The sequence below is a fragment of the Moorena sp. SIO4G3 genome (genome assembly GCF_010692305.1).
Classification (GTDB): domain Bacteria; phylum Cyanobacteriota; class Cyanobacteriia; order Cyanobacteriales; family Coleofasciculaceae; genus Moorena; species Moorena producens_A.
Window position 1 is genome coordinate 1 of the sequence record NZ_JAAHIG010000323.1, and the last position, 10150, is coordinate 10150.

Annotated in this window: 15 protein-coding genes; 6 read left to right on the plus strand and 9 right to left on the minus strand. The window is 42.9% G+C overall.

The window, feature by feature from the left end; translation table 11 throughout:
• Positions 1-367 precede the first annotated feature (367 nt).
• Complete coding sequence (locus F6J99_RS34900) at positions 368-1030, plus strand: class I SAM-dependent methyltransferase (protein WP_293120033.1); 663 nt, start codon at positions 368-370, stop codon at positions 1028-1030.
• 162 nt (positions 1031-1192) lie between these two features.
• Positions 1193-1723: a superoxide dismutase [Cu-Zn] SodC gene (gene sodC / locus F6J99_RS34905; RefSeq protein WP_293120035.1), complete on the plus strand. Its 531-nt coding sequence runs from the start codon at positions 1193-1195 to the stop codon at positions 1721-1723.
• Positions 1724-1926: 203 nt separating this feature from the next.
• On the opposite strand, the gene F6J99_RS34910 is transcribed toward sodC, so the two are convergent.
• The 3 genes from F6J99_RS34910 to F6J99_RS34920 all read right to left on the minus strand — a co-directional run bounded on the left by F6J99_RS34910 (position 1927) and on the right by F6J99_RS34920 (position 3458).
• Complete coding sequence (locus F6J99_RS34910) at positions 1927-2391, minus strand: NUDIX domain-containing protein (RefSeq protein ID WP_293120037.1); 465 nt, start codon at positions 2389-2391, stop codon at positions 1927-1929.
• A 32-nt stretch (positions 2392-2423) separates the two neighbouring features.
• Positions 2424-2549, minus strand: a complete 126-nt coding sequence (locus F6J99_RS34915) for a hypothetical protein (protein ID WP_293120039.1) — start codon at positions 2547-2549, stop codon at positions 2424-2426.
• A 210-nt stretch (positions 2550-2759) separates the two neighbouring features.
• Positions 2760-3458, minus strand: coding sequence for a uracil-DNA glycosylase (locus tag F6J99_RS34920; protein WP_293120041.1), 699 nt, complete (start codon positions 3456-3458; stop codon positions 2760-2762).
• A 164-nt stretch (positions 3459-3622) separates the two neighbouring features.
• On the opposite strand from F6J99_RS34920, the gene F6J99_RS34925 reads away from it, so the two are divergent.
• The gene (locus F6J99_RS34925) at positions 3623-4345 is read left to right on the plus strand and encodes a phosphoribosyltransferase family protein (protein WP_293120043.1); all 723 of its coding nucleotides are present in this window, start codon (positions 3623-3625) and stop codon (positions 4343-4345) included.
• A gap of 16 nt (positions 4346-4361) precedes the next feature.
• Entirely contained in the window at positions 4362-4664 is a 303-nt protein-coding gene (locus tag F6J99_RS34930; protein ID WP_070392604.1) for a hypothetical protein, read from the plus strand.
• Here F6J99_RS34930 and F6J99_RS34935 read toward each other — a convergent pair.
• The 6 genes from F6J99_RS34935 to F6J99_RS34960 form a co-directional block, all read right to left on the minus strand.
• Positions 4661-5209: an RNA 2'-phosphotransferase gene (locus F6J99_RS34935; protein ID WP_293120045.1), complete on the minus strand. Its 549-nt coding sequence runs from the start codon at positions 5207-5209 to the stop codon at positions 4661-4663. The two genes, F6J99_RS34930 and F6J99_RS34935, sit on opposite strands and share 4 nt — an antisense overlap.
• A 57-nt stretch (positions 5210-5266) precedes the next feature.
• Positions 5267-6502, minus strand: a complete 1236-nt coding sequence (locus F6J99_RS34940; protein ID WP_293120047.1) for a transposase — start codon at positions 6500-6502, stop codon at positions 5267-5269.
• Between the two features lie 76 nt (positions 6503-6578).
• Positions 6579-6704 (minus strand): hypothetical protein, encoded by a 126-nt coding sequence (locus F6J99_RS34945; RefSeq protein WP_293120049.1) that lies wholly within the window; start codon positions 6702-6704, stop codon positions 6579-6581.
• Positions 6705-6773: 69 nt separating this feature from the next.
• Complete coding sequence (locus tag F6J99_RS34950; RefSeq protein ID WP_293120051.1) at positions 6774-7334, minus strand: 3'-5' exonuclease; 561 nt, start codon at positions 7332-7334, stop codon at positions 6774-6776.
• Between the two features lie 346 nt (positions 7335-7680).
• Positions 7681-7866, minus strand: a complete 186-nt coding sequence (locus F6J99_RS34955; protein ID WP_293120053.1) for a hypothetical protein — start codon at positions 7864-7866, stop codon at positions 7681-7683.
• Positions 7856-9340 (minus strand): sodium:solute symporter family protein, encoded by a 1485-nt coding sequence (locus F6J99_RS34960; RefSeq protein ID WP_293120055.1) that lies wholly within the window; start codon positions 9338-9340, stop codon positions 7856-7858. The genes F6J99_RS34955 and F6J99_RS34960 overlap by 11 nt, the downstream gene beginning before the upstream one ends.
• 287 nt (positions 9341-9627) lie before the next feature.
• Here F6J99_RS34960 and F6J99_RS34965 point away from each other — a divergent pair, with 287 nt between their 5' ends.
• On the plus strand, positions 9628-9756 hold the full coding sequence (locus F6J99_RS34965; RefSeq protein WP_293120057.1) for a hypothetical protein: 129 nt from the start codon (positions 9628-9630) through the stop codon (positions 9754-9756).
• 35 nt (positions 9757-9791) lie between these two features.
• Complete coding sequence (locus tag F6J99_RS34970; RefSeq protein WP_293120059.1) at positions 9792-9941, plus strand: hypothetical protein; 150 nt, start codon at positions 9792-9794, stop codon at positions 9939-9941.
• The last annotated feature ends 209 nt before the right edge of the window (positions 9942-10150 follow it).

Sequence of the window (10150 nt, forward strand, 5' to 3'; positions counted from 1 at the left end):
TAGCGCTTAAGCTGTTGGCGTAGCCTGCGCGTAGCGCATATGCTTACGAAATATCAAATCCTGGCTGGGGTTTGGATTTCACTATAGCGTTTCTCATAGCTATCAGGTACACATTATTTTTTCCCTCTTCCCTCACTTCCCCTCCTGGGAGGGGTTAGGGGTGGGTTCCTCTTCCCTGCTCCCTGCTCCCTGCTCCGAAGTCCCTAAAAACCAGAAATTTGTACCTCACAATTCGTAGAATTGCTATATCTAAACTATAAGTGGTTTTTCCAAAGTACAAAAAAGGTGTTTTCTGAAAACAGAACAGTCACCTAATATCTTTGAGAGTCAGTGGCAACTCTATCAAAAAATACTGACTAACAATTACATGAAACACCGTGAAATTTACGGCATCTTACACGCATTTCTAGTCAGCTACTTTCCAACCCCCTTCTCCATGCTTGACCTAGGCTGCGGTGATGCTAGCTTCACGGCTCAGGCTTTAGCCAATACCACGATTGCTTCCTACAAAGGTATTGACCTCTCTGAGGCAGCACTAGAGATTGCTCGTGATAACATGAATTCTATCCCCTGCGAACAGACATTGATCCAGGGCGACTTCTTTGAAGTAGTTTCTGAGTTGGCACAAAAGCAGCAGGATAGCTTCGACGGGATTCTAAGTTCTTTTGCGTTCCATCACCTCAGTTTTGAGCAAAAAGATGGTATTATGGCTCAGCTTAGCCATCTCCTAAAAGCTGATGGTGTTTTTATTCTGATCGATATAGTTTCCACAGATGGAGAAACCCGAGACACCTATCTAAGACGTTACCTAGAGGGTGTTTACCAAGACTGGGCTCAACTGACTCCGGAAGAAGTTGTCACGATCAAGGGTCATATGATGTCTAGTGATTTTCCCGAAACCCAAACAACCCTGCAATCCCTTGCCCAGAAACATAATTTTAATCGGGTTGAGTGTCTGTATCGGGATCCCCTCAACACTAGCCAAGTGTTGTGCTTTTACAAAAAATCCTCTAAAGCTTACTCCAGCTAGGGGTGGGATGAATAGGTGCCAGGTTGAGGTTGCCCAATAATGAGAAACTAAGCTCAAGCTCAAAAATCCTCAGAAATCAGGTACGGTAGGGAATAGCAAAACGGAAATCCAAAAGAATCTCAAACCCTTGGAGACCTATCTGTAAGTGGGGTGTAGTTGAGTATGAAAATTATCAGCCTATTAGCTGCGATCGCAATATTTCTAATCTCGGGTTGTTCAAATCAATCTGCGTCAACACCACTAACGGTGACCATGCATTTGACTGATACCAAAGGCATTGGTGAAGAGATTGGCATTGTCAAAGCAACCGAAACCCAGAAGGGTCTGCAGCTAACCTCGAATCTGTCTGGATTAACTCCTGGAGAACATGGGTTCCATGTCCATGCAAAGCCCAACTGTGGTCCAGCCCAGAAGGAAGGTAAAGTAGTTCCAGGCTTAGCTGCTGGTGGTCATTATGATCCAGAAAATACCGGCAAACACGAAGGACCATTCGGTAATGGTCATTTAGGTGATTTGCCACGGCTAGTGTTTAATCAACAGGGTGTTGCTAACACTCCAGTCGTAGCCCCACGGTTAAAGGTTGCTGACCTTAAGGGTCACTCTCTGATCATTCACGCCCAAGGTGACAATTATTCAGACACTCCCAAACCCTTGGGAGGGGGTGGTGCTCGAGCGGCTTGTGGTGTGATTTAGCCACAGTGTTGTGCTTTTCAGTTAACGGAGCTAAGGGATGGGGAATTTTATAGCGTTTATCGTACTTATGAGGTACAGTTTCATTTGAAGCTGCATCGCTTAAAACCATTCATGAATATTGCCTTTTGTATGCAAGCCTCTTGCCTTCAAGGGATAAGCAATGTCGCTCATAGCTATGAGAATTGCTATATATTCCCCATTTCCTATTCAATCCCTAAAGACTTTTGGATCAGCTTACTATTGGTTTTAATCAGGTCTTGTTGTTCTGGCCAGAATAATGTTGGTAATTCATCTATAGGAAACCACCGCAGCTGGTAACTGAGATGTGGATCAGTAGGAGTCCCTTCAATTTGGTCAGTAATGAACAGAAAATAGTAAGTCTTTTTCCAACACTGTTTGGCAAAGTCTAATCGTTCCTTAACTCCCAGTTCAGCTATAAAATTCAGGTCATTTAAGCCCGCTTCTTCCGCAATTTCTCGCTCTGCTGCCTCTAAAAAGCTTTCTCCTGGTTCTACATGACCTTTGGGTAAAACGTATTCCAGTCTATTGCCTTCTTGAACTAGAGCAATGTATATCTGCTGCTCCCAACGGCGGGCAACAATACCACCAGCGGAGGTAGCGTCAGGAACTCCAGGCGGTCGTTGGTACCAAGTTTCATCAATAATCATTTTTATAGCGTTTTTCCTACTTATGAGGTACTTTAGTCCTGGGTTTTAGGGAGTAGGGAGTAGGGAGTAGGGAGTAGGGGGAATAAAATTGACTCTACGTCATTACTATTAAAAATAGTATAATGAGGTTGTATCCTATCCGGTTTACTACTTATCATTCTTGGTTGTTCGTCAAGTTAAAATTGGAATTAAAATTGTTAATTTACCATTGAAAGTTGTCAATTAACAATTAGCACTTAACAATTAACAATTAGCACTTAACAATTAACAATTAACACTCAACTAATCTCTACTCCCTACTCCCTACTCCCTACTCCCTACTCCCTACTCCCTATTCCCTATTCCCTATTCCCTAATATCCATCGCATCTAAGATCGAATCTCGTCTAACTTAGCACGCACTTTCTGGATATCTTGCCACATCAGCCACTTTGGACTACCTGGATCTCGTTTCGGATTCCGCAGTAGGTAAGCAGGATGGAGAATTGGCATACACCACTTATGCCCTTCCCATTCCATCCAGGTGCCGCGAATCTTAGTAATGCCCTGCTTGTTACCAGTTAAGCCTTTTACCGCTGTGGCACCAGTAAACAGAATAATTTGGGGGTCTACTAGGCGAATTTGTTCCAACAAGTAAGGTTTGCACGCTTCAATTTCATTAGGAGTAGGGGTGCGGTTACCAGGAGGTCGGCACTTGACCATATTACAAATATAGACATCTTGTTCACTATCGATGTTCACAGATGCCAAAATTTTCTCCAACAGTTTCCCTGCTCTGCCTACAAAGGGCTTACCAGTCTCATCTTCTTGTTTACCCGGTCCTTCTCCAATAATCATAATTAGGGCCTTAGGGTTGCCACGTCCAATAACAGCCTGAGTGCGGGTAGCTCCTAATTCGCAGCGTTGGCAAGATTGACAGTGTTCTGTCAAGGATTCCATGGTGTCGTAAGTGCCAGCAGGAATAGGGATTTTGGCATCAGTGGGGATTAGCTCCCTTTGGACATTGTTAGGTTGTGATGGGGTTAACTCTGACTCGTCAAAAAGACTAAGTTGTTCTCCGTTGGACATGAGGACTCACAGAAATTTTTGCAGGCATAAGGCACCTTACTACTAATAGTAGATTGAGGAGATTGTGAGCAACTAATTATTACAATTATTTCTTTTGATACAGTAATCTTGACAAAAATCCGTAATTATAATATATATCAGGCAACTTCATGCCGGAGGAAGCCATGTACACTGCCCCGCTGTTTAGCGATCGCGCTGATGCCGGTGAGCAGCTCGCTCAAGCACTTATCCCCTTGGTGAGCAGGCTGCACGCTACAGGTATTGATGCAACGCCTATTGTATACGCACTCCCTCGGGGGGGTATCCCAGTAGCAGCACCAGTAGCTCGGGCACTGGATTGTCCGCTAGATATTGTGGTGGCAAAAAAAATTACCACGGCTCGCAACCCAGAATTAGCAATCGGTGCAGTGACTTCCTCCGGAGTTGTACTTTGGTCTGGGCAAAGGCGATGGCGAAACAAAAATGCTCAATGGCGGGAAATAGTATTAGCTCAAGCTCAAGAAAAAGCCCAAGCTCAGCTAGCTCAACTGCAAACGGGTTGCCCGAAAACCAATCCTACTGGTTCCCTAGCCTTGCTGGTTGATGATGGCATTGCCACTGGCATGACCATAGCAGCAGCAACGGAAGCAGTAAAAGCCCACAATCCAGCACAGGTCTGGATTTGCACACCAGTTGCACCAGGAGGATTAATAGGCTGGTTATCACAGTGGTGCGATCGCATGGTTATCTTACAAACACCGGAACCCTTTCTGAGTGTCAGCCGCTTCTACCTCAACTTTCCTCAAGTTAAAACCGAAGAAGCTCTAAGGGATTTACAGCAGCATAACTATAAGCATAACTATATTACAATATCAGAGACCTCAGTCAACGCTAGCTTAGAGCATTAACTAGCTGCTTTAATTTATGAGACTTTGGCAGTTTTGGTGGCGAACATTAGTGCTTTCAACCCAGTACAATCCACCAGAGTTCGTTGAATTAATGATGACCTCATTGGCAATGGCTTTACTAGCCACCTGGGGATATACCAGTGACTGGCCCTATCTGGTCCTCAGTTCTAGCTTTGCCATGGGAGCAGCTGTATCCATGTGGGTAAGGGGTATAACCATGCCTTCCTCTAATTCCCGTATGGTGCAGGTCATGGCTATCCTGTTGATCATCTACAGCTTTTATGCTTTTTCTCACCTTGTCGATGACATTTTTACCTAAATGTAAACTGCTAAATACTCTGGTGATACCCAATTCACTAACCAAATGCCATTATCAGAACAATAGAAGCTGTAACCGGCTTTGTGCATAGCTGCGGCATCAATGGCAAAAACCACAGGGCGACCATGCCTTGCTCCCACTTTTCTGGCAGTTGCTATATCCGTCGATAAATGGACATGGTGTCGCGACATTTTACACAAACCTTGGCGCAGAATTGACTCAACTGCCCGGTGACCGGTACCGTGATAAAGGAAATCTGGTGGAACCAGAACGTCTAGTTGCAAATCAACTTGAACCGTATGACCTTGATTGGCACGAATTCGGGTACCTGTGGAGTCGAAAGAAAAGCGCTTCTTGTCATTTTTGGCAACCACTTCATTTAAATCAGCACGGCTGATCCGAAAGGAATGCTTTTTAGAGGCCGCCAGTAGTTCCTCAACACTAACCCAGCCACCAGGAGCGAGTGTGATTCCAATTCTCTGAGGCTGGTGTCGAAGATGCTTACTTAAATATTTACTTATTTTGACTAATCGAGACGGATTCATATTGATTTGACATCCTCCCCCGTTAAATCAGAGATTATAACGGGGGATTCCCAAACTTCACAATTTGGGTTTACTGCTTCCAAAGCACTTATCTAGGTTGTTGTAAACCCCCGACAGCCCGCCTACACAGTCATTTTCTACCACGATCTGTCCGACCGCAGTAATACCACGTTGACAAATCACTTGAGCAGCTGAAACATCTCTGTTAATTTCGTAATGGCATTCAGGACATTTGTGTATACGTTCAGACAAATCCTTTTTGCCTGTATGCGCACCACAGTTCGGACAAATTTGACTAGTAAATCTGTGGTCAACTTTGCCAAAATATACTCCTCGTTTCCAACACACCCAAGCTAAGATATTAAAGAACTGACCAAAACCTGCATCAAGGGTATGTTTACTGAACATACCTTTTGCCCAAGTTTTAAAATTTAAGTTTTCAACAAATATCATTCCAGCTTGGTCACACAGATGGTGTGCTAACTTAAAGTGAAAATCTTTTCTGGTATCTGATATTTTCTGATGAAGTCTTGCTATTTTTTGGTTAAGTTTATGTCTATTTGCTGACCCTTTTTTCTTAGATTTTAATCTGCGTTGTAGCAATTTAAGCTTACTGTGCAGCTTTTTGAAAAATCTAGGGCGCTCTATTAATTCATGATCAGAAGTTGCTAAAAACTTATTTAGTCCAATATCAATCCCCAGCGGGTGACCCCATGCTGGTAGATCAGGAACACTGACTTCACTTTGTAAAGACAGCATTGCAAAATAACCACTAGCTCGTTTAACTATCCTAACTTGCTTTATCTTGAATCCATCTGGAATTGGCCGTGATAATCTCATTTTAACTAATCCAATTTGAGGTAGCTTAATCCACTCATTTTTAATTGGTTTTGTTTTAAATTGAGGAAATAAAAACGATCGCATCCGATATGGATTTTTAAATCTAGGAAAACCATATCCTTGTTCTTTCATATTTTTAAATGCTCGATCTAAAGTCTTTAAAACTTGTTGTAAGACCTGAGCATTTATTCTTTTGAGTTCAGGATTGTTTTTTTTTGCTTTAGTTAAATTAGCAGCTTGTATTTTGTAGTTAGGGTATGGCTGATCTACTGGAATTATATATTCATGCTGTAATGAACAATAATTAACTACACATTTTCGACTTTTGTACCAATCTTTTCGTTCCCTTAAAGCGTAATTCCACACTTTTCTGCAAACCGCCAATATATCTTCAATGACGGCGATTTGTTTTTGGGAAGGAATCAGTTTGTACTCGTAGGTTAGTCTCAGCATATTTAAATTATAATATAATTCTACCCAGGAATGCCACTTGAGTAGAACTAAGCTTCTGACCGCAATTCACCTCACCCTAACCCGATGGGTATAAAGTGAGTCCTCTTGCTCCATATTGATAGCGGTTTGCGACTTTGTTAAGTACATATTTAGGGTTTTTTAGGGAACAGGGAACAGGGAGCAGCGCTGCATCGCTCCTCAACTCCGAAACGTGAGTCTAGCTTACTTCTGACTTCTGACTTCTGACTTCTAACTTGCGCGTAGCGCTATATCATCCTGTAGTTCTTAATTGCAAAAGTAACCTTGAGAATATCCGACCAATATTCCAAGCATCATCTCCTCCCCGGTGGTGAGTACCTTCCAGCGGTAGATTGAGCAAATCCAAAGCTTGTGCCATACCAACTTCATGGGGCAAAGCATAACTAATGGCAAACAAGGTCTTGATGTTGATATGTCTAGTGCCGAAGGGATATCTCAAAAAACGAGATGTACACTGTTTCTGAAATTGATTTCGATCATAATCCCCATAACTTGCCCACACTCGCCGAGCAGATAAATACTTATCCTGTAGCATTGAACAAGCTTCAACAAAACAAATTCCCTGGTCAACTTGCTCCTGGGTTAATGTAGTTAGTTTGGTACAAAATTCACTGACCCTTGAGCGTTCTGGTTTTACCAAAATACTATCTTTTTCCAGGGGCTTCCCAGAAACAACATCCAATACACAAATCCCAATTTCAATGATTTCATTTTCTTGTCCTGGAGGTGGCTTCCCTTGCCAACAGGTTGCTTCAACATCCACAACAAGAATTTGGTCGAGTTTTTTGGACATATTCTCCTCCGGCTAGTTGATGTTTGTTTATGGTTGGCAGGTTGAAGGTTGGCAAGTTGAAGGTTGGCAGGTTGAAGGTTGACGGTTGTTCACCCTTGGGGTCCCTTGTAGTCTCTTTACTGCTGGTAAGAGGGAGGTATTTGAAGAGACTGACTAGGGTTTAAGCCTGCACTGATTGCCCAAATGCTTCCCCCCTACAAGGTTTTCAAGACGCTTTTAGCTCAGTAATATATTTGTATTCATTATAATACAAATAGGGCAAGCACGTCTACTCAACACTCTCCAACTCCAGATTCAGTAGGTAAGCATATGCGCTACGCGCACGCTACTTGAGGTGCCGTTGGCCTTAGGCCAATGACTGATAGCTGATAGCTGATAGCTGATAGCTGATAGCTGATAGCTGATAGCTGATAGCTGATAGCTGATAGCTGATAGCTGATAGCTGATAGCTGATAGCTGATAGCTGATAGCTGATAGCTGATAGCTGATAGCTGATAGCTGACCACTGACCACTGACGCACTCAAGACTCACTACTATCAACCATGATTCGGATCGGCTTGATTGATCCGACAATAATAATTAATGCTGAAAGGGCAACAATAGGCACAACTGGCAGAAAACCGAAGGTAAGACTTTTGGGAATAATCCCCAACTGAAAGCCAATCACTGCGGCTTCACCCACAAGAATCGATACAATACAGGTTAGAGGATGAATAGTTTTGCTATACAATACTGCAATTACCGTGGGAAACAGTACTGCTAATCCGGTAAAGGCTTGGGTTGCGATCGCAGTAATCGTATCTGGGGGATTTTTGGCTATAATTAAACCAATAATTGCCAATAAAACAATCAGTACTCTACCAACAAAGGTTTGTTCGTTAAGGGAAGCGTTTTTACGGAAATAACCAAAATAAATATCTCTGGTTAGTATCGAACTAAGGGCCAAAAGTACGGAGTCCAAGGTTGACATCATGGCAGCTAATGCTCCCACCATTACTAAAGAAGCTAGCCAGATTGGTGTATGTTCAGCTAGCATCATCGGAAACACTTGATCAGATGCTTTTGCTGTCAGGTCAGAAAAAGAAATATGTCCCCACATTCCGATCAACACCGGACAAATAAACATGATAGCGCTTACTAGGGGATACATCACTACCGAAACTTTTAGGGAATTGCTAGTTTTTGAGGCATAAAAGCGCATGAACATCTGGGGAAACATAGGGACACTAAGCATCCAGAGAATCATGAAGCTAAACCACTTACGATGTGTAAAAAAATTATCTATACCCTGTCGAGAAAACAATTCAGGTTTGAGGGAGTATACAGTACGGTTAGCTTCAGCAATCCCTCCCAGACTATAAGAAATTGCTGCCACTGCCGCTAACATTAAGGTAAACATTAAAACCCCTTGGATAACATCGGTTAGGGCAACGCTTCTCATCCCCCCCATGAACACATATAGCACGATGACAACTGTCAAAAAGGTAGCCCCTGTAAAATAGGAAATTTGTCCATTGGTTAACGTTTCAAGAATATAGCCAGCTCCAATCGGTTGCAGGGTTAAGTAGGGAATGCTGAAAATTACCATAACCGCCAGAAAAATTACTTTGAGGGTATTGCTAATCCCAGGAGATACACCTGTGCTACGGAAACGGGCTTCAATCAATTCAGAAGGGGTAATTAAGCCGTGTTCTTTACCTACAAGCCAGACTCGATAACCGATAAAATAAAAGGTTAGTGCGATTAAGCCAGTTCCAAACCCCATCATTCCGTAATAACTCAGACCAATGCGATACCCTGAGCCTGAAAATCCCAGAAAAGCAAAGGCGCTGAAATTAGTAGCAATTAGCGTAAAAAATAGGAGAATTGCTCCCATGTTACGGTCAGCTAAAAAATAATCATCAGGGGTGTTTTGTTGTTGGCGATAACCAACTAGTCCTACCACCAGGGTTACTAATAAATACCCAGCGATCACAACATAGGGAATAATCGAGTCTAGTGCCATAGTTTTAACGGTCTTCCTTAGACGAAGTGTAAGCTATCAGCTATGAGCTATCACAGCAATTCAAGTAGGGTGGGCAAAGTAATATCATCTAGAATACTCACCCATAAGCAAACTGTTTTTGCCCACCCTACAAGCTGCCAGCACTGACGGCTGACAGCTGACGGCTGAATGCTTACGACGAAGTTTCCCAGAAATTTAGCACAAATAGTAACAACGCGACTGCAAGGATAATTTGTAAGGCAATAAAATAGAATACCCAGGGGGGAAGATGGAGCAAGGAGAAGGAAATGTCTTGCTGCCAAGACCAGAAATCTTGGGATAGCAGGAAAATTACTGTAAAGCAGAAAAACCAGAAAAATGAGGATTTTAAAATTGGCATCAGAACTTTAGGAAAGGGAACAGGGAGTAGGGAGTAGGGAGTAGGGATTAGGGAGGGTGGGGAGAGGGGGAGATGGGGAGATGGGGGAGATTTTTATTAAGCGATGCAGCGCGGTCTTGGGGAGGCAGCGCGGTCTTGGGGGTCTCCCCCGGAGACGAAACCTTAGATAGTGGAGCCTTTATAGTTAGCAGGTTATGCAGAAAAGGGTTCAATATTTGTTAATAAGGCTCCACTATCTTACGGTAACTTCAAACCATGAGCGACTGCCGTGGTTTCCCCCATGAGCGACTGCATCAAGACAGGGTAATTGTTACAACATGATATTATAATTCTATTTTTATGAGTGTTTTTGCCTCCATTCAGAGCCACCCTTAGGGAGTAGGGAATATGGCATCAAAATTATCACAATTCCTACAGGTATTGCTATTACA

What these genes read in the sequence shown, in the direction of transcription:
- F6J99_RS34935 (WP_293120045.1), bottom strand. Translation starts at nt 5,209, where the DNA reads ATGAATCCGTCTCGATTAGTCAAAATAAGTAAATATTTAAGTAAGCAT.
- F6J99_RS34920 (WP_293120041.1), bottom strand. Translation starts at nt 3,458, where the DNA reads ATGTCCAACGGAGAACAACTTAGTCTTTTTGACGAGTCAGAGTTAACC.
- F6J99_RS34970 (WP_293120059.1), top strand. Translation starts at nt 9,792, where the DNA reads ATGGGGAGATGGGGGAGATTTTTATTAAGCGATGCAGCGCGGTCTTGG.
- F6J99_RS34930 (WP_070392604.1), top strand. Translation starts at nt 4,362, where the DNA reads ATGAGACTTTGGCAGTTTTGGTGGCGAACATTAGTGCTTTCAACCCAG.
- sodC (WP_293120035.1), top strand. Translation starts at nt 1,193, where the DNA reads ATGAAAATTATCAGCCTATTAGCTGCGATCGCAATATTTCTAATCTCG.
- F6J99_RS34915 (WP_293120039.1), bottom strand. Translation starts at nt 2,549, where the DNA reads ATGATAAGTAGTAAACCGGATAGGATACAACCTCATTATACTATTTTT.
- F6J99_RS34965 (WP_293120057.1), top strand. Translation starts at nt 9,628, where the DNA reads ATGTCTTGCTGCCAAGACCAGAAATCTTGGGATAGCAGGAAAATTACT.
- F6J99_RS34940 (WP_293120047.1), bottom strand. Translation starts at nt 6,502, where the DNA reads ATGCTGAGACTAACCTACGAGTACAAACTGATTCCTTCCCAAAAACAA.
- F6J99_RS34910 (WP_293120037.1), bottom strand. Translation starts at nt 2,391, where the DNA reads ATGATTATTGATGAAACTTGGTACCAACGACCGCCTGGAGTTCCTGAC.
- F6J99_RS34925 (WP_293120043.1), top strand. Translation starts at nt 3,623, where the DNA reads ATGTACACTGCCCCGCTGTTTAGCGATCGCGCTGATGCCGGTGAGCAG.
- F6J99_RS34950 (WP_293120051.1), bottom strand. Translation starts at nt 7,334, where the DNA reads ATGTCCAAAAAACTCGACCAAATTCTTGTTGTGGATGTTGAAGCAACC.
- F6J99_RS34900 (WP_293120033.1), top strand. Translation starts at nt 368, where the DNA reads ATGAAACACCGTGAAATTTACGGCATCTTACACGCATTTCTAGTCAGC.
- F6J99_RS34960 (WP_293120055.1), bottom strand. Translation starts at nt 9,340, where the DNA reads ATGGCACTAGACTCGATTATTCCCTATGTTGTGATCGCTGGGTATTTA.